The sequence below is a fragment of the Ferrovibrio sp. genome (genome assembly GCF_025869515.1).
Taxonomy (GTDB): Bacteria; Pseudomonadota; Alphaproteobacteria; order Ferrovibrionales; family Ferrovibrionaceae; genus Ferrovibrio.
In genome coordinates this window covers 85,189-107,463 of record NZ_JAOZVR010000118.1, presented here as the reverse complement: position 1 = coordinate 107,463, position 22,275 = coordinate 85,189, and the positions used below count along the sequence as shown (strand labels likewise).

Below are 22,275 nucleotides of genomic sequence, written 5' to 3'. Positions count from 1 at the left end.
GCGCCAATCTTAGTAAGCGAGGGCGCAGCCGTCCTTGCGCGGGTCGGAGCCGGCCTGCAGCAGGCCATTGACGCGGTCGATCAGGATGGCCTGGCCGCCGCCATGCGGCATTTCGGCCCGCTTGATCTCATGGCCCAGATTGGCCAGGCCCTGCAGCACATCCTCGCGGATGCCGCGTTCGGCCTCGAACTTGCCGGCGACATGGAAGCCGCGCGCGCAGTCGATGGCTTCCTGCACATTCATGCCGAAGTCGACCATGTTGGTCAGCACATGGCTCTGGCCGACCGGCTGGAAGCCGCCACCCATCACGCCGAACGACAGCCAGGGCTGGCCATCCTTCAGCGCCATGGCCGGGATGATGGTGTGCAGCGGCCGCTTCCACGGCTCGACGCAGTTCAGATGGCCGGGCTGCACCTTGAAGCCGCAGCCGCGGTTCTGCAGCAGCACGCCGGTCTTCGGACTGCACAGCGCCGAACCATAGGGCCAGAACAGCGAGTTGATGAAGGAACAGGCGTTGCCCTCGGCATCCACCACGCTGATGTAGACCGTATCGCGATAGGCCTGGCCGCCCACGGGACCCGGAGCGGGCATGGCCTTTTTCAGGTCGATGCGGCTGCGCAGTTCATCGGCAAAGCCCATCGACAGCAGTTTCTCGACCGGCACATCGGCAAAGGCCGGATCGGCCACATACAGGTCCCGGGCCTGGAAGGCCAGCCGCGTGGCTTCGGCCTCGATATGGAACCGCTCGACGCCGGCCGGATCGTATTTGCCCAGGTCGAAGCCGCTCAGGATGTTCAGCATCAGCAGGGTGATGATGCCAACACCGTTCGGCGGGATTTCGAGAATCTCGACATCCTTGTAGCGCGTGGCGATCGGATCGACCCAGAAGGCTTCCTGGGTGGCGAAGTCTTCCAACGAATGCGTGCCGCCAATCCCGTTGAGGTATTTGACGATGTCTTCGGCGACCCAGCCGGTATAGAAGCCGTCGCGGCCCTTGTCGGCGATCTCGCGCAGCACCCTGGCATGCTCGGGCTCGCGGAACACGTCGCCGAATTTCGGCGGGTGACCGTCCTTGAGCCACATGCGGGCGGTGTTGGCATCGCCTTTCAGCTTGGCCTCATTGCGGCCCCAGTCGGTGGCGACGCGCTCGGTGATCGGGAAGCCGTCTTCGGCGAAGCGGATCGCCGGCTGCAGCAGTTCACCCAGCGGCAGCTTGCCGAAGCGCTTGTTCAGCTTGCTCCAGGCATCGACCGCGCCAGGGATGGTGACGGCATGCGGCGAGGTGAGCGGGATTTCCTTGATGCCCTGTTTCAGCAGCAGGTCGGCGGTCAGGGCCTTGGGCGCACGGCCCGAACCATTCAGGCCATAGACCTTGCCGCCCTTGCGCGTGTCGGTGCCGGCCGGCGCATAGAGCACGAAATTGTCGCCGCCGATACCGGTCGAGCCGGGCTCGATCACGCCCTGCACGGCGCAGGCGGCAATCGCCGCGTCCGTGGCGTTGCCGCCGCGCTTCAGGATATCGATGGCAGTGACGGTGGCGAGGCTGTGCGAGGTGGCGGCGGCGCCGTGGCGGCCCATCGCCACCGAGCGGCCAGGCAAATGCAGATCACGCATGCTGATCGGAACTCCGGAAGAGGCTTTTGAGAGCGCAAGCCTACACCGAAGGCTTCCGGCTGCGACAGGGTCTGCGTCAGACTTCGTCTCGCCAGATCAGATTTCGTCTCTTCTGGCGCGCTGTTTTGCGAAAGCGTCGTTCGCACGTGCTTCTTCGCGTTCGCGGGTGCGCAATTGGTACAATTGGTCCCGCCCGGCCTCGTACTGCATCGGCCAAGATACGCCGCGCCAGTCGTAGTCAGCGGCAGCATGCAGGGTGAAATAGGGATCGGCCAGATGCGGCCGGGCCAGTGCACAGAGATCGGCACGGCCCGAAGCCACGATGGTGTTGACCTGGTCGGCAGAGGTAATGGCGCCGACGGCCATCGTGGCGATGCCGGCTTCCTGGCGGATCGCGTCGGCGAACGGGGTCTGGAACATGCGGCCGTATTGCGGCCTGGCCTCGGTGGTGGTCTGGCCGGCCGAGACGTCGACCAGGTCGCAGCCATGGGCCTTCAGCATTTTTGCGATGGCGATGGAATCCTCGATGATGAGGCCGCGTTCGGGCACCCAGTCCACGGCCGAGAGCCGCACCGACATCGGCCGATCGGCCGGCCAGACCGCACGCATGGCATCGAAAACTTCAAGCGGGAAGCGCAGGCGATTTTCCAGACTGCCGCCATACTCATCGATGCGCTGGTTGGTCAGCGGCGAAATGAAGGTCGAGAGCAGATAGCCGTGGGCGAAATGCACTTCGATCATGTCGAAGCCGGCTTCGATGGCGAATATTGTGGCGGTGACGAAATCGTCGCGTACCGCGTTCATGTCGGCGCGCGTCATCGTGCGCGGTGTCTGGCTTTCGGGAAAGTAGGGCAGGGGCGACGGGGCGAGAATCTCCCAGGCCTCGGCCGGCGGCAGCGGTTTGTCATAGCCGCCCGCCCACGGCAGGCAGGTAGCGCCCTTGCGGCCGGCATGGCCAAGCTGCACGGCGATCTTAGCCTTGCTGTGGGTATGCACGAAATCGGTGATCCGGCGCCAGGCTCTGGCCTGGTCGGCATTCCACAGGCCGGTGCAGCCCGGAGTGATGCGCGCCTCGGCGGCAATATCGGTCATTTCGGTGATAATCAGGCCGGCACCACCGATGGCGCGGCTGCCCAGATGCACCAGTGTCCAGTCATTCGGCAGGCCATCCTCGACCGAATACTGACACATCGGTGAGACCACGACGCGGTTCTCCACCGTCATGTTACGCAGGCGGAAGGGCGTGAACATCGGCGGCGGATTGCCTGTCTTCGGCACCGCTGTGTCCAACTGCCTCGCCGCCTTCTCGGCGAACCAGCGGTCGATCTGTCCGGTGAAGGCCGGATCGCGCAGGCGCAGATTCTCATAGGTGATGCGTTTGGAGCGCGACAGCAGGCTGAAAGCCAACTGGATCGGCTCGAAATCGCGGTAGCGGTCGGTATGTTCAAACCATTCCAGTGACACCTGGGCGGCATGCTGCAGGATCGAGACCTCGGTCTGCCGCGCGTCTTCAAAAGCTTTCAGCGCCGCCGGCACGGAGCCATGGCCGGCATTGAGGGCGCGGCTCAGGGCGATGGCATCTTCCATCGCCAGCTTGGTGCCGGAGCCGATCGAGAAATGTGCCGTATGCACCGCATCGCCGATCAGCACGACATTCTCATGCACCCAGCGTTCGCATTTGATCGTGGGGAAGGTGCGCCAGATCGAACGGTTGGTGAGCAGTTTGTGGCCTTTGAGATGCCTGGCGAACAGCATCTCGCAATAGGCGATGGTGTCGGCCTCGGTGGCCTGATCGAGGCCGGCGCGTTTCCAGGTTTCCTCGGTGGTCTCGACAATGAAGGTCGAGAGCCCGTCCTCGAAGCGATAGGCATGCACCTGGAACAGACCGTGCTGATTGGCTTCAAAGACGAAGGTGAAGGTGTCGAGCGGCAGCGTGGTGCCGAGCCAGACGAATTTGTTGCGACGCCAGTCCAGGCTTGGCTGGAAGGTGGTCTTCCAGGTTTCCCGCACCAGACTGTTGATGCCGTCGGCACCGACCAGCAAATCGCAGTCACGACGCAGGGCTTCAAAATCCTGCTGCTCGCTGTGAAATTTCAGGACGACGCCTTCCGCGTTGCAGCGCTCCTGGAGAATCTGAAGCAGTTTCTTGCGCGCCAGACCGCAGAAGCCATGGCCGCCGGAGCGAACGGTTTCACCGCCGGCGACCACGTCGATCTCATGCCAGTAAGCGAAATTGTCGCGGATTGCCTGCGCCGTCTCGGTATCCTCGGCCAGGAACTGGTTGAGTGTCTCGTCCGAGAAGACAACACCGAAGCCGAAGGTGTCGTCGGGCTGGTTACGTTCGTAAACGGTGATCTGGTGTCCGGCATCGGCCTTTTTCATCAGCAGAGCCAGATACAGGCCGGCCGGGCCGGCTCCGACAATGGTCACACGCATGGATTACCCCTGTATCTCGACACAGCTGGCCGCGAATGCCCGGCCGGAATATATTTTATATTTAAAATAAATTCCGGCAAGCGGCACTTTTCCGCTGCCGCGAGAGGCAGAGATCAGCCGGCCTCAGCGAGCCCGGGCGGCGGTGAAACCGAAGGCGGCGAGCGCCAGGCCGAAACAAATCCGCGACAGGCTGGCAGGTGATAGCGGCACGAAACCCAGATAGCGGTAGCGGGCGAGCTCGGCAGCGGCGGTCGCCAGCACGCCCAGCAGCAGCCAGCGCGCCGGCACCGGGCGGTGACGCAGACCGACCAGCACAGCCAGAAGCAGAATGCCGAGCAGAATCAGGGGAAGCGGCAACGCGCCGATGGGCAGGCGGTCAGCCGCGACCGCGATCACCACAGCAATGGCAATGCCGGTATACAGCGTGACGCGCCTGGAGCCCGGCGGAATCACCAGGCTGAAGATGGCCCCCAGCGCGATACAGACAAATCCCAGGCTGAAGCCCAGATAGCGCAGGTCGGATTCGAGCCCCGCCAGCCCCGACCAGCCGATCAGGGCCACGAACTCGGCCAGGGCGATGGCGGCATGCAGGGCCGCGCCGATGCCCCAGAAAAGTGCTGCCGGGATCGGACTCCGGGCCACCAGAATGAGGCAAAGGACACCGCCGAGCACATAAACCGTTTGGGCGATCAAGGCGATGTCGGGCATGGCCGCACTATGCCGGCCGCACTGACCGGCCGCAAGTCGGCGGCGGGGCCGCTAAAAGGCCCAAAAGCCGCTGGGAATGCATCTCTTGGCGGGGTTGACGCCTGCCGGGGGCGGGGCTATAACCCCGGCCTCGATTTAGCCGCAAGGCATTTTACAAACTATCGGAAATCCCAAGCTATGGCTCAGCATAAGTCCGCGGAGAAGCGCGCCCGCCAGACCAAGAAGCGCACGGCCGTCAATCGTGCCCGTCGCACCAAGGTCCGCACGGCGGTGAAGTCCCTCGAAGCCGCAATCGCGAGCGGCGACAAGGCTGCCGCAACGGCTGCCCTCAAGAAGGCACAGCCTGCCCTCGACAAGAGCGTGAGCAAGACTGTCGTCAAGAAGCGGACTGCCTCGCGCAAGCTGTCGCGTCTGAACGCCCGCGTCAAAGCTATGGCTTGATTTTGTCGGTCGCTGCGGCGACCGATCAAACGCAACGAGATAAACATCGCCCGTCTGTTTTTGCAGCGGGCGATGTTTTTTTATGCGACTGCGAAGACTGCATCGCACGCTGGCCGTGTTCACAGACGTTTTATCGGTGAGGGGATTAGTCCGTGCGCTATACGCCCACCATGCGGGTCGCGCCAGCAAGTTCTAATTCTGCAACAGGTAAAATTTTTTTCGGAGAGTCTTCATCTGTCCGCTTGCGTGACCCGGGTGATTTCCCTTTAATGCCCCGGCTGCCGCTTGTTGAAGAGCTTTCTTGAGGCCGCCTCGTGAAGCATCTGGGTGCTTCATAACCAAGGGGATGATGCTTCAAAGCGCCGCTTTCACTCCCGGCCGCACGCGTGACGAAAATATAGATTTGAAACAACAAACGTGGCGCGAGGTTAGGGGATGTTGGCTTCGGTGATGGCGGGGGATGAAGACTATGCTGGCGATATCTCGACGACCGAAGCCTGGAACCAGCTGGCGACCGACCCCGACGCGTTGCTGATCGACGTTCGTACCCAACCTGAATGGAGCTTCGTCGGTTCGCCGGATCTCGGCAAACTCGGCAAGCGTCCTCTATTCGTATCGTGGCAAGTGTATCCTGAGATGAGTGTGAACCCGCGTTTTGCCGACGAACTGCGCAGCCAGGGCATCAAGCCCGGCCAGGCGCTGTACTTCATCTGCCGTTCGGGGGCCCGTTCGCGTGCCGCCGCCAAGGCGATGACGGCCGTGGGTCTGGGACCCTGTTATAATGTTGCCGGCGGTTTCGAGGGCGACCTCGATGCCGAAAAGCATCGTGGACGATTGAGCGGCTGGAAGTCTGCCGGTCTCGCCTGGATTCAGAGCTGAGGTCGGAAATGGTCAAGTCGTCGCAACCGCAGCCGCACTCTGTCTCCATGTCCGAATTGTCGGACAATCAACCGCCCGGCATCCCGGGCGAGCCCCTGGATGTGCAGTGGCAGCGCGTGCGCGCCCGTCTGCGCGTATCCTTCGGCGATGCCGCCTTCAACTCCTGGCTCAAACCGCTGGCGCTGGCCGACGAGGGCCTGGCCAAGGATGGGGATGTTCACCTGGCCGTGCCGACCCGCTTCATGCGCGACTGGGTGGCCAATCACTACAGCGAGCGCCTGCGCGAAATCTGGCGGCTGGAAAATGCCGATGTCCGCCGGGTCATCATTCATGTCCGTCCGACCGGCGCGACCCAGCCGCCGCAGGCCAGCAAGGCGATGGCCGCGGTCGCCTCGTCGGCCGATCATGGTGCACCGTCGCCGCTGACCGGCCGCCCGGTTTCGATCAATGCAACGCCGGTCCGCCCCGCCCTGCAGGTGCGCGACATGGACGATGTCGAGCGCGAACTCTCCGCGCCGCTGGATCCGCGTTTCACCTTCGACAGCTTCATTACCGGCAAGTCCAACGAACTGGCCCGGGCCGCCGCGCTGCGCGTGGCCGAGAGCCCGACGGTGACCTACAACCCGCTGTTCCTCTATGGCGGCGTGGGCCTGGGCAAAACCCATCTGATGCATGCGATCGGCTGGCATATCCGCCAGCGCTTCCCCGAGCGTCGCGTGGTCTATCTCTCGGCCGAAAAGTTCATGTACCAGTTCATCCGTGCCCTGCGCTTCAAGGACACGATGGCCTTCAAGGAGCAGTTCCGCTCGGTCGACGTGCTGATGATCGACGACATCCAGTTCATCGCCGGCAAGGAAAGCACCCAGGAAGAGTTCTTCCATACCTTCAACGCGCTGTGCGACCAGAACCGCCAGATCATCGTTTCGGGCGACCGGTCGCCGTCGGATCTGGAAGGCATCGAGGAACGCATGCGCTCGCGCCTGGGCTGGGGCCTGGTCGCCGACATCCATCCGACCGATTTCGAGCTGCGCCTGTCCATCCTGCAGGCCAAGGCCGAGAAGAACGGCCTGACCAACATCCCGCAGGATGTGCTGGAATTCCTCGCCCGTCGCATCACGTCGAATGTGCGCGAGCTGGAAGGCGCCCTGAACCGCATCTCGGCCTATGCCAGCCTCGTCGGCAAGCCGGTGACCGTCACCTCGGCCCAGGAAGTGCTGCAGGACCTGCTGCGCGCCAACGACCGCAAGGTGACGATCGAGGAAATCCAGAAGCGTGTCGCCGAGCATTACTCGATCCGCTTCGCCGACATGCATTCGCCCCGCCGGGCGCGTGCCGTGGCGCGACCGCGCCAGGTGGCGATGTACCTGGCCAAGCAACTGACTTCGCGCTCGCTGCCGGAAATCGGCCGTAAATTCGGTGGTCGCGACCACACCACGGTGATGCATGCCGTGCGCAAGATCGAGGAGCTGCGCGAGATCGATGCCGCCTTCGCGGAAGACATCGATTTGCTGCGCCGCAAACTGGAAAGCTGAGTTTTAAAAAAAACTCAACATTTTCAATGGTTTGATTTGATGAAGGGCTCGCGGCAACGCGGGTCCTTCGCACATGCAAAAACGGCCCTGAGCGGGGCCAAATCCCTCGCGTACAAAAGGGGGGTTTGATATAGTTGCCGGACTCGGCAGGTCCTGCCGCAAACCAACAAAAACATGACCGGTTTCCAATCATGAAACTCACCATCGAGCGTGCCGTTCTGCTGACCGCCCTGAGCCATGTCCAGAGCGTGGTCGAGCGTCGCAACACGATCCCGATCCTGTCGAACGTGCTGCTGGAAGCCGATGGCGACAAGCTGGCACTGACCGCCACCGACCTCGATATCGCGGTGGTCGAGAAGCTGCCAGCCAAGGTCTCCAAGCCCGGCGCCACCACGGTGGCTGCGCATACCTTTTACGACATCGTGCGCAAGCTGCCCGAAGGCGCCGAGGTGGAGCTCACCTTCACGCCGGCCGAGCAGCGGCTCGATCTGCGCGCCGGCCGCTCCAGCTTCAAGCTGAGCTGCCTGCCGAAGGAAGATTTCCCGGTCATGGCCGCCGGCGAGCTGCCGCACAGCTTCACGCTGCCGGCCGACCAGCTGCGCCGCCTGATCGACAAGACGCGCTTTGCCATTTCGACCGAGGAAACACGCTATTACCTGAACGGCATCTATTTGCACGCGGCCTCCAGCGCCGGTGTGCCGATGCTGCGCGCGGTGGCGACCGATGGTCATCGCCTGGCCCGTGTGGAATCGCCGTTGCCGGCCGGTGCTGCCGGCATGCCGGGCGTGATCGTGCCGCGCAAGACAGTGGGCGAACTGCGCAAGCTGCTGGAAGGCGGCTCGAACGAAGCCCGCATCGAACTGAGCGATACCAAAATCCGTTTCGCCATCGGCGATCTGGTGCTGGTGTCGAAGCTGATTGATGGCGCCTTCCCCGAATACGAGCGCGTGATTCCGCGCGACAACGACAAGGTGATGGAAGTCGACAGCAAGGCCTTTGCCGCTGCCGTCGACCGCGTCGCCACCATCTCGACCGAGAAGAGCCGCGCGGTGAAGATGTCGCTGAAGCCCGAGGGTATCGAGCTGTCGGCGACCAGCCCCGATCAGGGCTCGGCCTCGGAACAGCTGACCGCCGCCTACAGCTCGGCGCCAATTGAGGTCGGTTACAATTCGCGCTACCTGCTCGACATTGCCGGGCAGATCGAAGGCGAGAATGCCCGCTTCCTGTTGGCTGATGCGCTGGCGCCCACCGTTGTACGCGACCCGAGCGATGACGGTGCGCTCTATGTGCTGATGCCGATGCGAGTCTGATTTGGTACGCAGCGCGGCAAGGGTTGCGGAACAGTCGTATGAAGGCACGGCAGCAGGCGGCACCGCGGTTCTGTCCCTTAACCTGCGCGACTTCCGCAATTACGCCGATCTGCATCTGCGACTGAATGGCGGGCCTGTGGTGCTGACCGGGCCGAATGGGGCCGGCAAGACCAATATTCTGGAGGCGTTGTCATTCCTCAGCCCCGGCCGCGGCCTGCGTCGCGCCAGACTGTCGGATGTCAGCCGCAGCGAAGCCGGCAATGCATGCTGGGTGGCACAGGCGGAACTGGCCAGCACGGTGGGTCTGGTGGCCATTGGCACCGGCCTGGCGGAAGGCGGCGAGGAAGACGGCAGCGAGCGCCGCGTCGTGCGCATCAACGGCGAGGCGGCGCCCAGCGCCAATGGACTGGTTGAGTATCTCGATGTGGTCTGGCTGACGCCGCAGATGGACCGTCTGTTCGTCGAAGGGCTGTCCACCCGGCGCCGCTTCATGGACCGGCTGGTCTATGGCCTGGATGGCGGGCATGCCCGCCAGGTCGCGGCCTATGAGAAGGCGATGCGGGAACGCAATCGCCTGCTGAAGTTTGGCGGCGCCGATCCGGCCTGGCTGGCGGCGCTGGAAAGCCAGATGGCCGAGCATGGCGTGGCCGTGGCGGCCGCACGGCGCGACGGCCTGGCCCGCATCGAGGCCGGCATGGCGCTGGCCACCGGTCCGTTTCCGCGGGCGCGGCTGGCGGCCCAGGGCCCGGTCGAGACCTGGCTGGCCGACATGCCGGCGCTGGCGGCGGAAGAGAAACTGCGGGTGCTGCTGGCCGAACGGCGCGGCATCGACCGCGAAGCCGGTGCGGCCACAGAAGGTCCGCATCGCAGCGACATGGCGGTCTGGCATGCCGACAAGGACCAGCCCGCCGCGCAATGTTCGACCGGCGAGCAGAAGGCACTGCTGATCGCCATCACACTGGCGAATGCGCGGCTGATCCGCGCCCGCCGCGCCATGGCGCCGCTGATGCTGCTGGATGAGGTGTCGGCGCATCTCGATGCCCGGCGGCGGGCGGCATTGTACGAGGAACTGCTCGCGCTCGGCGGGCAGGTCTGGCTGACCGGTACGGATGAAGACCTGTTCGCGGGTCTGGCCGGCCGTGCGGAGTTTTTCACGGTGACCGATGGCATGGTGACGCCGCGGGCCGCCGTTTCTTGCTGATTTGGCAGTTGAGGTTACAGGACGATGAGCGAAGCAGTGAATCCGCAGGGCAATGAAGGCAATGGCGAGAATTACGATTCCTCCGCCATCAAGGTGCTGAAGGGCCTGGATGCGGTGCGCAAGCGCCCGGGCATGTATATCGGCGACACCGATGACGGCACCGGCCTGCATCACATGGTCTATGAGGTGGTCGACAACGCCATCGACGAGGCGCTGGCTGGCTATTGCGACGAAGCCTATATCGGCCTCAATCCCGACGGTTCGGTGACGGTGCGCGACAACGGCCGCGGCATTCCGGTCGACATCCATCCGGAAGAAGGTGTGTCGGCAGCCGAGGTCATCATGACCCAGCTGCATGCCGGCGGTAAGTTCGACCAGAATTCCTACAAGGTGTCGGGCGGCCTGCACGGCGTCGGCGTTTCGGTGGTGAACGCACTGTCGGTGACGCTCGACCTGCGCATCTGGCGCGGCGGCAAAGCCTATCACATGCGGTTCGCCCATGGCGAGCCGGTGGCGCCTCTGGCCGAAGTGGGCCCGGCCGATGGCAAGCGCGGCACCGAAGTCACCTTTCTGCCGTCGTCGGAAACCTTCACCAAGACCGAGTTCGATTTTGCCACGCTGGAGCATCGCCTGCGCGAACTGGCCTTCCTCAACAACGGTGTGAAGATCGTGTTGGAAGACCTGCGGGGTGTCGAACCCAAGCGGGTCGAACTGCGGTATGAGGGCGGCGTCGAAGCTTTCGTCGCCTACCTGGATCGCAACAAGACACCGCTGCACAAGCCGCCGATCACCATTCGTGGCGAGCGCGAGGGCATCAGCATCGAAGTCGCCCTTGAATGGAACGACGGCTATCACGAGACAATGCTGTGTTTCACCAACAATATTCCACAGCGCGATGGCGGCACGCATCTGGCGGGTTTCCGCGGCGCGCTGACCCGCTGCATCAACAACTACGCCACGGAAACCGGCGTGCTGAAGAAGGAAAAGGTCACCATCACCGGCGAAGATTCGCGCGAAGGGCTGACCTGCGTGCTGTCGGTGAAGGTGCCGGACCCGAAATTCTCGTCGCAGACCAAAGATAAACTGGTGTCGTCGGAAGTGCGCCCGGTGGTGGAAAGCATGGTCACCGACCTCCTGGCCAACTGGCTGGAGGAGCACCCCGCCGACGCCCGTCAGATCATCGGCAAGGTGGTTGAGGCCGCTGCGGCCCGCGAGGCTGCCCGCAAGGCGCGCGAACTGACCCGCCGCAAGGGCGCGCTGGATATTTCCTCGTTGCCCGGCAAGCTGGCGGACTGCCAGGAACGTGATCCGGCCAAAGCCGAGCTCTTCCTCGTCGAGGGTGACTCGGCGGGCGGCTCGGCCAAGCAGGGGCGTAATCGCGCCAACCAGGCGGTGCTGCCGCTGCGCGGCAAGATTCTCAATGTCGAGCGCGCGCGTTTCGACAAGATGCTGTCATCGCAGGAAATCGGCACGCTGATCACTGCGCTCGGCACCGGCATCGGCCATGATGATTTCGACCTGGCCAAGCTGCGCTATCACAAGATCATCATCATGACTGACGCCGACGTGGACGGCGCCCATATCCGTACGCTGCTGCTCACCTTCTTCTTCCGCCAGATGAAGCCGCTGATCGATGCCGGCCATCTCTATATCGCCCAGCCGCCGCTCTACAAGATCAAGCGTGGTCAGTCGGAGCGCTATCTCAAGGACGAGGCGGCGCTGGAAGACTTCCTGATCAGCGAAGGCATGGAAGGCGCCGTGCTGCAGCTGCATGACGGCAGCCAGCGTGCCGGCGAGGATCTCAAGGTGCTGCTCGAACATGCCCGCGTCGCCCGCTCCCTGCTGACTGCGATCGGCAAGCGCTATAATCCGTGGATCGTCGAGCAGGCTGCCATCCTGGGCATGCTGCAGGCCGATATCGTGACCGATCCGGCCAAGGCCGAAGCCCTGGCCAATCGTCTCAACCAGATGACGCCGGACCTGGAGCGGGGCTGGGTGGCCGAAGCCGGCGGCGACGGCACATTGACGGTGAAACGCGCGCTGCGCGGCTATACCGAAAGCTATGTGCTGGACGGCCAGCTGTTCCGCTCGGCCGAGGCGCGCAAGCTCAACGAAATGGCCGGCGAGTTGCAGGCGATATACACGCAGACGGCCGAACTGCGCCGCAAGGATGAGAAACATCCGCTGCGCGGGCCGATCGACCTGCTCGAGCGCGTGCAGGCCACCGGCAAGCGCGGCATCACCATGCAGCGCTACAAGGGGCTGGGCGAGATGAATCCGGAGCAGCTATGGGAAACCACGCTGGATACCGAGGCGCGCAGCCTGCTGCAGGTGAAGGTCGACCATGCCGAGGATGCCGACAACGTGTTCGAGACCCTGATGGGCGATGTGGTGGAACCGCGTCGCGATTTCATCCAGGGAAATGCTCTGAATGTGGTGAATCTCGATATCTGATTTGTCTCAATGTGCGGTTAACCAAATAACCGCCGAACGGGACCGAAAAGCCGCTGCCGGGAAACCAATTGGTGACTCTGGCAGCGGCTTTTTCCTTTTGATTTCAACGAGGCCTCAGTCACCCGCGGAAGCCCCCGTGATTTCGGCCGATGAAGCCTCCTTATCTTCCTTGCCAGCGGCCAGTCCATCCTCGGGTAACCACGCCAGCCCCAGGACGGCCCATGTACGAAATCAGCCACTACCTCTCCCTCGGCAGTCCGGACGCCCCAGAGCAGCCCATAGAGGTGCTCCCCCTTCCGACGGACCCGGACTCGCTTCTGATGGCCCTGGAGGCCGCCTTGGACAAGGCGGCTGCCGAATATGGGCAAGCCGTCCGAATCTTCGGCGCGGTTGTCCCGGTCGTGTCGGACGGGCCGCCATCGAATAGCTTGGTGGCATCCATTGCCTGGCTGGCCGGTCAGGGCCGTTACCGGGCAATCCATGATTTCAGGTACGACGCCCACACCGACTTGCACCCCATAGTGGATCGGATCTCGGCTATGGAGCTGGGGGTGCCGGAGCCGGGGGCAGATGCCATGACGGGCGGTGTCATCTTCAGGCGTTAGGGCTTCCCGATGGCCGGGTACCGTCAGGTGCTGCGGTGTATCGAAGGGTATAGTGAGTGTCCCTTTCGATGCACCGCCCGCCACCCTGGGGCCTCGGCCTTCCTCTCGCGCAGGCTGCCGCACCGGGCTCGGATTTCGCCCGTAGGCGGAGGAATTTACCCGCCGTAGTTGCCAGTCCGCACATGCGCCCGTAACCTATCCTGCGAGTCAGGAATTCGCGATCTGTTGGCCGGTGCGAGGGGTCGCATGCGGCAATCACGACAGACGCGGTAACAATGGCGTGGGTAATCCGATGGCAACGGCAGCAGCGGCACCGGCCGCCCAGTTTGATTTCGACGACGCGAAATCGTTCGACGACAATCTCCACGCCTTCTTCGACAGCCTGGAGGCTGAAGATGGGAATCTGTCGGCTGCTCTGCGGGTCACGCTTGGCAATGCGCGTCGGGACGGCGACGACCGGCGGGAAGAGATCTGGGATGCGCTTCTGGCTATGCTGGCTGAGGCGCCGAAGTCATGAGCGGCTGGTTCCTGGAGAAACTGGAAATCGAGGGTTTTCGCGGCATCAACAATGAGGCCGACCCGCTGGTCCTGAAGTTTGCGACGGACAAGGTCAATTCGGTGTTCGCGCGGAACGGTGTCGGCAAGAGCTCCATTTTCGATGCCCTGAGCTATGTGCTGCGTGGCACGGTACCTAAGCTCAGCGACCTTGAAGCCCGCGAGAATGGCGGCGGCTATTACCTGAATATGTTCCATCCTGGCAGTGTGGGTACCATCAGTTTGACCGTTGCGCCGGTCGCTGGAGGCGGCAGTGTCACGGTGACGGTTAAGCGTGATGCAAATGGCGTCCGGACGGTATCGGGTTCGGCAGGTGTCGATGCGGAAGCCCTGCTGAAGGAGCTGAACCGCGAGTTTGTGCTGTTGGACCACGACACGCTGCGAACCTTCCTGCAGTTGTCGTCAACGAAGCGGGGTCAATGGTTTTCTGGCCTGCTTGGTATGGCCCAGTATTCGGACGTCCGCGGCGAGCTGAAGGAGCTTACGAACACCAAGGCGTTCAACAACCATTTCCAGGTCACGAACCTTGAAGCGCAGAAGACGCAGAACGCTGCGACATACACCAAGGAAGCAACATCGACAGTCAATGAGTTCAAAGCGCTGACCGGTATCGACATGGACGGCAGCCTGCCGGAGGCTGATGTCAAGGCGCAGGCCTTGAATGCGCTGGCAGCCTTCCCGGTCCTGAAGACGGTTTGTGGCGGCAAGACATTCGATACGGTGTCCTTCGATGATTGCCAGGCTGCAATCACCAAGGAAGACGGTGGCACGGACCGGGATGAACTGGCCGCTCTGATGCAGCGAGATGCGGCACTCGCCGACTTGCTGTCTGATGGCCTGTCGGATGAGAGCTTCGAGGCGCTGAAGGCACTGGCTGTTGTGCGCGATGCGGCTATGGCGGCGACGAGCGGTGACCTGCTCTATGAGCTGTATGCCGCCAATGAGAAGGTGCTGAAATCCGGTACCTGGGAAGACGATACGAAGTGTGCGGCTTGCGAAGGCGATACCGGCACGTCCCAGACCGCCCACATGGATACGAAGCTCGGCTACTATGCTGAGGTAAAGAACCTGGCCGTAAAAATCTCGGCGGAATGGACGGCCAGCGGATGGGCGAAGCTCAGGGACGTCGAGGCGCAGGCGGCGCTACAGGATGAGGTTCGCCATGCCGCCACCTTCATGGCCAGTATAGATACGAAATCGCTAACCGAGCAGAACGTTACTGACCTTTGGGCGTGGCGGGCAACATTGCGGCAGCGGTTAACCGACCGCCTCACCGCGGTTCGCGACGCTCAGGCAGTCATCAGGGCGCGACTCCCGGCATCGCTGCTCAACGTCACGACCAAGGTTGAAATCGCACGTCGTCTGCGGACGCACTGGGATGCTGCGAAGAAGGCGCATTCCGCGAGGGATGGATTTGCCGCTCAGCTGGCCAAAATCAATAAGGTAAAGACGTTCTTGACCACGGCAAGCGAGCGGTTTGCGGGTGCGGAATCCAGGGCATCGAAGCGACGGCTTGTGGCAATCGAGCCGACCTTCAAGGACATGTTCCAGAAAATCATGGTTTCGCCGGTTGTGCCGAAGCTCGACAAGCGCGATGGCACCGAGGAGCTGTCGCTCAGCCTGACTGATTTCTGGGGCCTTGCTGCGCCCAAGGGGCTTTCAGCCCTGGCACTGCTGTCGGAAAGCTTCCGGAATGCGCTGTCGGTCTCGGTCTATCTGGCGGCGGCATCGCTGTATGGCGGGGCACCGAAGTTTATTGTCCTGGATGATATCACTTCCAGTTTCGATGCGGGCCACCAGTGGCATATGATGGAGCTCATCCGGAAAGAGTTCGCGCGTCCGATGAAGGCAGATGGGCTGCAGGTCATACTGCTCAGCCATGACGGTTTGCTGGAGAAGCTATTCAACAAAAACGTCCACAGTGGCGGCTGGAGTCACCAGAAGCTATACGGCACTGCCCAGACAGAAATCGTGACGCAGACGGTTTCTGCCAACCAGATACGGGACAAGGCGCTGGCTCACCTCAACGCGGGGCGTGAGGATGCTGCAGAGCCGTATATCCGGCAGCTGTTGGAGTTCACACTGCTCCAGATAATCGACAAGGTGCGGATTCCGGTGCCGTTGGCCTTTGCGATTAACGACACCAAAAAGATGGTAGATGATGCTCTGGCGGCCATTGAGAGTGCGGTTGACCTGCACAAGGCCGCGAATCGGCTGGTGCTGGATGCCGCGCAGCAAACCAGCTTGACTGCCAACGTTGCGGCATTGGCCGGGAACTACCTGTCGCACTGGGCGACAGCGTCTACCTCCAGCCTTTCGGCGTCGGCGCTGCATGGGGTAATTGCCTCGATTGATGCCTATGCCCGCTGCTTCCAGTACGATGACCCGGCAGGCTCGGGTAACTGGAAGTACTACAAGTCGCTGTCGCAGAAGGTTTAAGCGCCAAAAAGCAGGATGTCCCGTTGTCGGCCAATTTCCCCAACCTGTCTCATGCGGATTTCGAGGATTTGTCCATCGATCTGATAGGTCGCAAGCTGGACATCGAGTTCGAGGCATTCGGCCCAGGACCGGACCAGGGCATGGACGGTCGCCACAGCGTTGGCGGTGAACTGACCGTACTGCAGGCAAAGCACCTTTCTCGGTCTCCCTTCCGGTCGCTGAAACGGACAATGAAGCTGTCGCGGCCGACCATCGACGCACTGAAGCCGTCCCGCTACATCCTGACGACCTCGCAGAGTTTGACGCCGCCAAACAAGCGGGCGCTCGCAGGCGAAATCGGTCCGTGGCTCCAGAGTGAGGCTGATCTCTTCGGCGCTGAGCAGCTAGAGCAGTTGCTGCGCGAAAACCCGGACATTCAGAAGGCCCATATCAAGCTTTGGCTTTCGAACGCGGCTGTTCTTGAGCACATCCTCAGGGCGTCGTCGCGGGCGTTCACGAAAATCACCCTGGAAGAAATCCGCAGGAAGGTTGAGGTCTACGCGCAGAACCCGAGTTTCAAAGCAGCGCGGGACAAGCTTGAAAAGACACATGTCCTTATAATTTCCGGCCCGCCAGGTGTGGGGAAGTCAACGCTTGCCGAAATGCTCTCCTACTACTACGTCGCCGACAACTGGGAGTTTCTTGCCATCAAGGACCTGGATGACGGTTTTGCGGAGATCGACGATGCGAAGAACAAGATCATCTTCTTCGACGATTTCCTCGGGCAAATTGCTCTAGACCACAGGTCGTTGGCCATGAAGGACTCCCTTTTGATGAAGTTCATCAACCGGGTGCAGAATGCCAAGAACGCGCGGTTCATTCTTACGACGAGGGCGTACATACTGGAAGAAGCCGGACGCGTTTCAGAGCATATCGGCAGTCAGAAGGTCAACATAGTGAAGTATGTACTTGATGTCGGGCATTATACGCGCCGCATCAAGGCGCGCATTCTCTACAATCACCTTCTGGTTCGGCAAACACCTAAGGCTTTCATCCGTGCCCTTGCTGAGAAAAATGCTTTTAAGGATATCGTGGACCACAAGAACTACAGTCCGCGTGTGATTGACTGGATGACCGACAGGGACAAGGTCGGTGAGATGAAGCCGGAGGATTACCCTGGCGAGTTCATCAAGGTTCTGAATAACCCGGAAGGCATTTGGGAGAAGCCCTTTACCAAGCATATTCCCGACAAATGCCGCCACCTGATTATAGCTCTTTTTTTCTATCCGGAATCGGGAGAAGACATCGAAGAGCTGCAGATAGCGTTTGAGCCGCTGCATATTTCCTTGTGCGAGAAATATAGTATTCCGCGCGGACCGAAGGATTTTGAGGAGGCTCTCAAGATTGTTGAGGGCGGTTTTGTAAACATCTCGAATGGCCAGGTCCGCTTCGTAAACCCTTCGCTTCGGGACTATCTGGCAAAGTACCTGGCAGATATCAGGATTCTGACGGATTGCGCGAGAATGGCCTGCAAGGCGAATTGGGCGATAAGCCTTTTCAATTTCGCAGACCGAAAGCAACTGGTCAGTCGAGACAATCAGGATTTCATCAACGCGTTCCGGTGGGTGGCGCCACTCTGCTTGACGTTGCCGCTATACAAGAAAGAGAAGGATTCGGAAGATCTGGTTATCTGCGATGCGGGGTATGCAGAGCGGACGAAGTTCCTGCTGGAGCTAGACTACAATTCGACGGACGAGTATTTCGGAAATTTGGCACGCCAGCTCTTCGAAGAAGAGGACCTCGGCAACTTCGAAGCCTGGCGCGACGGCGCGGATATGATTCAGCTCGCGAGCCGCATTCGTCGCGGATTTTTTCCCAGGTTTCCCAGCGATGGGGATTTCATCGAGAGACTGGAAGCATTTTTGGTGAGCCTCATCGATCAGAAAAACTATTCAATCGATACGCTGTCCCGGCTGTCCTATTCCAGTGATGAGGCGCCCCAGATTGGAGAATCGGTGAAGGAAGCGATTAATGTCGTCATTCATCGCCAGGTTCAGAATGTTGAAAGTGATATTGATCTTGAGTTCTCAGAGTCCACATTGAAGGACCATTTGACGACACTGAAGGGCTTGGCAGAAAAGGCAAATGTGCCGGAAGAAGATATCGAGCGGGCCGAGCGCCTTATAAGAGAGGCCATCGCCAGCGTTGCGGCGAACACGGAAGAGACCGAAACCGGAGATGTGGCGCAATTGCAATCGAATCGAATAGACAAGTTCGACAACAATGATTTGCGCAACCTGTTCGCGCCGCTTCTCGCAGATGACGCACCCGCTGCAGGCACTCCAGAAGCCGTAGACCCTACCCCCCAAATTTCTCCTCAAGCTGACTGAAGTCGACCACGACACCGACCATGCCGAGCGCTTCCTGGGAGAACTGCATCGGCACCAGGATATCGGTCACCAGGATGGATTTCAGGACCATCTGGTCGGCCGGGATGCCGGTAATGCGCGCCAGCTCAGCTCTGTTTGCGTTCAGAAAGGCCATGCGGTCGATATGCTTCTGGATGGGTGTCCGCCTCTGGCCCGCGGGTGCGATGGTGCTGTATTCCTGCAGGCGCTCGCCGATTTCGCCAGGAGTGCGGGCGAAGGCCAGGCGTTTGCATTCCTTGATCAGGACCTCATTGCTGCCAGCCCGCCAGGCCAGGACGTCGACATCGCCCATAGGCTGGGTACCCCCGAGCTCTGTCATTTTGACCTCGGTGCGGGTTTGGTAGCCGAATTCGGCCATTTTGGCCGCGGTCAGCTCGGAGAATTCCCGGCCCGCGCGGTCGGCCGCCGCGCCGATGTATTTGGTCATCGGTTCGGAATCAAACAGGGTGTGCGGGATACCGCCTGATGCCACGTCCATCAGGAAGCGGACGGTGATTTCGAGCAGCGTCGGCATGACGAGGATGGTCGGGTCTTCGGTCGCGTCGACCTGGACCATGGGGCGCCGGATGACGGACAGGCGGCGGTTGTAGCGCCAGGGATACCAGTCGCGTGGGGCGGCGTTTTCGGGATTCTCCTCGTACCACTGCAGCCTGGGCAGCAGGGTCAACGCCTTCAACGCTTTCTCGGCGTCGGCTGCTCCAGCATCCCGTAGCATCTGGACGATGACAGAGCGCGGCAATGAGACCTGGGAGCTACCGGTTTCGCGGGCGCGGTTCAGGATTTCACCGGCAAATGGACCCAACCCGGCAAGGCCGATGCCGAATTCTGCGACGAAGACGGCTTCCAGTTCGTCGAGCGGGCCATCGCCGCCCGGCTCGGCATCGCGGACTTCGTAAGCCTTGGCATAGGCGGCTGCCGCAGACAAGAACGTCCGGGTCCCATGGACCTCCATGTATGGGCGCATCAGCTTCTGCATGACCGTCGTGTCGAAGCCGAAGGTCTGGTTGGGGTGGACCACAAGCGGCTGGCTGGAAAGCTTGTATTTGATGTTGTCGGAATAGCCCGCACACTCGACCAGGACGATGATGTCGGCCAGAAGGCTGTCCATGTCGATGCCGGTCATCTGCAATCCACCCCCGGCCGGGCATTCGCAGACTGCCATTTCGGCCAGGACGCGGCTGGCCAGGCCTGCGGCCGAACGGCGGCCTTCGCGTTCATTGCCTTCGGCGAAGACCTCTGGACTGTCTCCATAGAGCGACAGGGTTGCCGCAGCCAGGAGCTTCCAGTTGGCCCGGTCGTGTTCGATGGCTTCGAAGTTGGCCAGCGCCGTGGCGATGACGTTTGCCCGGTTGAAGGTGGCCAGACGGCCCTTGATGCGCTCCCACAGGGCGTCGACGGCTTGGTTCAGGAGCGCCGGTGTTTGGTCTGCAGGCACCTGGCCTGGTCCGTTAGCCCAACCGGCGGCGACCGTAAGGCCGCTATGAGCCCATGCGATGTCCTCGGGTGGGATGAACCGCACCGGGGGCATCTTGAATTCCCGGAAGATGTGGTCCCGGACAGCGTTGGTTGGCCTGGTGTGGATGAAGCGGGCTTTGTCGTCAGGAATCACGCGGGTCACGATGGCGGCAATCTGGGCTTCATCGGGCGGCGTGTTAGCCAGGGCATAGGCTGCCCGGACCAGGGTATCCACCATCATGCGATCACCGTGGTTTACCGGGCTCTGGAATGACGTGAAATAGTCCGGCGAGCAGGTCACAGTGACGATGTTGCGGTCGAGCGAGATAGTCGGCGGGACCATCGGGTCGGCAATCGGATGGGCACCAAGCTCGGCATCGGTCATCGGCGGCATGGCGATGACGATGGCCAGGGCGCCCCTTTGCAGGTCGGGCAGCGCGGCTTCGACCTCGGCTGCGACGCGGGTCATCCAGCACAAGGCCATGTCCCAGACGGAGAAGCCGAAGTACGTATATGTGCCGTCGGCGGCTGGCTGCAGTTCGACCCACCAGCATCGCTTGTCCATGACCCGGCAACCGGCATAGATGCCGCGACCGCGCAGGCTGGGGCTGTAATACATCGGCAGCGGTTCGACGCTGCTCATGTAGCCGCTGGGCTCGAAGCGGTGGATGTTGATGTATGCCCGTTCCCGCGGCAGCGGCATCACATGGGCGTCCATCTTCAAGCGCAGGCGATGCCGCAAGGGCGCTTCGAATGAGGCATCCAGCGCCAGAAATCCCTCTGCCATGTTGGATGGAAGCAGGCTGAAGCCGCGTTTGAGCGCATACGAGTACAGCGGCAAGAAGCCACCAACGTTTACAATGGTATAGCCACGCTCGCGCAGAAGGCGCTCCTGTTCGAGCAGTTTCCAGGCGCGTGCTGCGCTGGTGTCGTGGTCTGATGCCAGGCGGATGAAGTCGCCGGGGCTTATGCCAATCACCGACCAGTCCGCGTGCAGACCCTGTGGATTGAAAATGTGGCCCCCGCCGATACCGCCAAAGCCGACGATGACCAGGCCACGGCGGAAATCCGGACGCGCGCTCAGCTGTGCGGCACGCTGGACGGATAAAGCCTCGGCATCAGCAGTGCCGTTCCGTGCATTCACCAGCCCATCCTGAATCACGGCATTCAAGTCGCCTGGCGAATAGATGACATGTACATAGCCGCCGTCGTCGAAGCGTCCGATGAGTTCTTTCGGGCCGGGTTCAAAGCCGAGCTCGGCGGCGGACATGGGCTTGATGCGCCAGCCATCCTTGGCATGGAAGCGCATTTGCAACGATTGAACCTGGGCAATGGCATCTGCGAACTGCGCCAGGTGCCCGGCTGCCTGGACGCTGTGCAAGATGAACTGGCGGGCCGCGGCGCTTGTCGCGTTCGGCATGGCAAAACAGATAAACCCGTCGGTCAGCAGAACGGGCTTCCGGTCGAGGATAGAGGCCTCCAGACTGCCGCCCAGGACGAGGTCGTTGTCCTCCTGAACCAGAATAAATGGCGCAAGGTCGTTGTTGATAGCGTGTTCGGACAGGACGCCCCGGGGGACCATCACGTGCCACTTCAGCTCGTCCATGAGCTTGGTGGTGATTTGCAGGGGCTTGTCGGGCAGGACCTCTTTCCAGGCATTGCGTTTCAAACCCGAGAGTTCGGCGACAGCATCGGCGCATCTCAGAAGGGCGCTGACGGACCGCAGAACCTGCGCTTTCCAGTCGCCGTCTGGCAGCGCATTCAGGGCATAAAGGCAGCACTCCAGTGAATAATCGTTGTCGGCATTGTCGCCCCCGATAAGGCGAGCGTTGCCGTCGAAGTAGCCCACATTGGTGACGAACACGTCCGACGCCGGGTCTTCCGACATCGTGACACCGGCATGGGAGATGAAACCGTTGATGAATTCGCGGAGCTGCGCGGTGGTCGGAATCTCATGGCCGCGGCAGTGGGCGATAACAAGGTGCTGCATGGCTTCGAGTCGCGGCCAGGCGGGGTGGTTTTCCTGGCGCGTCATCAGTCCAGCGACCATCGCAGCCGTGGCGACCAGATTGAACTTGGCGAGCCGCCTTACCAGCTTCGGCATCGACACCGAGATCCGGGTGAACTGGCCGTCCTCCTGGAAACCGCCACCGTCGGCCATGGGGCTCCCTCATCTTCCTGCCGCTCAACTTACCGGGACACGTCAGGCGGATGAATGTGTCCGTGGAGAATCGCACC

Annotated in this window: 14 protein-coding genes; 10 read left to right on the top strand and 4 right to left on the bottom strand. The window is 61.7% G+C overall.

Going from position 1 to position 22,275, the window contains the following annotated elements; genetic code table 11:
- Positions 1-9 precede the first annotated feature (9 nt).
- The 3 genes from ggt to OJJ21_RS22330 all read right to left on the bottom strand — a co-directional run bounded on the left by ggt (position 10) and on the right by OJJ21_RS22330 (position 4,758).
- Positions 10-1,614, bottom strand: a complete 1,605-nt coding sequence (gene ggt, locus OJJ21_RS22340; protein ID WP_297690025.1) for a gamma-glutamyltransferase — start codon at positions 1,612-1,614, stop codon at positions 10-12.
- A 96-nt stretch (positions 1,615-1,710) separates the two neighbouring features.
- Positions 1,711-4,050, bottom strand: a complete 2,340-nt coding sequence (locus tag OJJ21_RS22335) for a bifunctional salicylyl-CoA 5-hydroxylase/oxidoreductase (RefSeq protein ID WP_297690023.1) — start codon at positions 4,048-4,050, stop codon at positions 1,711-1,713.
- Positions 4,051-4,173: 123 nt separating this feature from the next.
- On the bottom strand, positions 4,174-4,758 hold the full coding sequence (locus OJJ21_RS22330; RefSeq protein ID WP_297690021.1) for a hypothetical protein: 585 nt from the start codon (positions 4,756-4,758) through the stop codon (positions 4,174-4,176).
- A 177-nt stretch (positions 4,759-4,935) separates the two neighbouring features.
- Here OJJ21_RS22330 and rpsT point away from each other — a divergent pair, with 177 nt between their 5' ends.
- From rpsT to OJJ21_RS22280, 10 genes are all read left to right on the top strand, one after another.
- The gene (gene rpsT, locus OJJ21_RS22325; protein WP_297690020.1) at positions 4,936-5,199 is read left to right on the top strand and encodes a 30S ribosomal protein S20; all 264 of its coding nucleotides are present in this window, start codon (positions 4,936-4,938) and stop codon (positions 5,197-5,199) included.
- Positions 5,200-5,634: 435 nt separating this feature from the next.
- Positions 5,635-6,078: a rhodanese-like domain-containing protein gene (locus OJJ21_RS22320; protein ID WP_297690018.1), complete on the top strand. Its 444-nt coding sequence runs from the start codon at positions 5,635-5,637 to the stop codon at positions 6,076-6,078.
- 47 nt (positions 6,079-6,125) lie between these two features.
- Complete coding sequence (gene dnaA / locus OJJ21_RS22315) at positions 6,126-7,610, top strand: chromosomal replication initiator protein DnaA (protein WP_297690016.1); 1,485 nt, start codon at positions 6,126-6,128, stop codon at positions 7,608-7,610.
- 191 nt (positions 7,611-7,801) lie between these two features.
- On the top strand, positions 7,802-8,920 hold the full coding sequence (gene dnaN, locus OJJ21_RS22310) for a DNA polymerase III subunit beta (protein ID WP_297690014.1): 1,119 nt from the start codon (positions 7,802-7,804) through the stop codon (positions 8,918-8,920).
- 1 nt (position 8,921) lies between these two features.
- On the top strand, positions 8,922-10,121 hold the full coding sequence (recF, locus tag OJJ21_RS22305; RefSeq protein ID WP_297690013.1) for a DNA replication/repair protein RecF: 1,200 nt from the start codon (positions 8,922-8,924) through the stop codon (positions 10,119-10,121).
- Between the two features lie 24 nt (positions 10,122-10,145).
- The gene (gene gyrB, locus OJJ21_RS22300; RefSeq protein WP_297690011.1) at positions 10,146-12,575 is read left to right on the top strand and encodes a DNA topoisomerase (ATP-hydrolyzing) subunit B; all 2,430 of its coding nucleotides are present in this window, start codon (positions 10,146-10,148) and stop codon (positions 12,573-12,575) included.
- A gap of 221 nt (positions 12,576-12,796) precedes the next feature.
- The gene (locus tag OJJ21_RS22295; protein WP_297690010.1) at positions 12,797-13,180 is read left to right on the top strand and encodes a hypothetical protein; all 384 of its coding nucleotides are present in this window, start codon (positions 12,797-12,799) and stop codon (positions 13,178-13,180) included.
- Positions 13,181-13,472: 292 nt separating this feature from the next.
- Positions 13,473-13,697 (top strand): hypothetical protein, encoded by a 225-nt coding sequence (locus OJJ21_RS22290; RefSeq protein ID WP_297690008.1) that lies wholly within the window; start codon positions 13,473-13,475, stop codon positions 13,695-13,697.
- Positions 13,694-16,174 carry an AAA family ATPase gene (locus OJJ21_RS22285; RefSeq protein ID WP_297690006.1) on the top strand — a complete coding sequence of 827 codons (2,481 nt, stop codon included), beginning with the start codon at positions 13,694-13,696 and terminating at the stop codon, positions 16,172-16,174. The genes OJJ21_RS22290 and OJJ21_RS22285 overlap by 4 nt, the downstream gene beginning before the upstream one ends.
- 23 nt (positions 16,175-16,197) lie before the next feature.
- A complete protein-coding gene (locus OJJ21_RS22280; RefSeq protein ID WP_297690004.1) occupies positions 16,198-18,543 on the top strand; it encodes an ATP-binding protein in 2,346 nt (781 codons plus the stop codon).
- Here the strand turns inward: OJJ21_RS22280 and OJJ21_RS22275 are convergent.
- Positions 18,512-22,198: a hypothetical protein gene (locus tag OJJ21_RS22275; RefSeq protein WP_297690002.1), complete on the bottom strand. Its 3,687-nt coding sequence runs from the start codon at positions 22,196-22,198 to the stop codon at positions 18,512-18,514. The two genes, OJJ21_RS22280 and OJJ21_RS22275, sit on opposite strands and share 32 nt — an antisense overlap.
- Positions 22,199-22,275 lie beyond the last annotated feature (77 nt).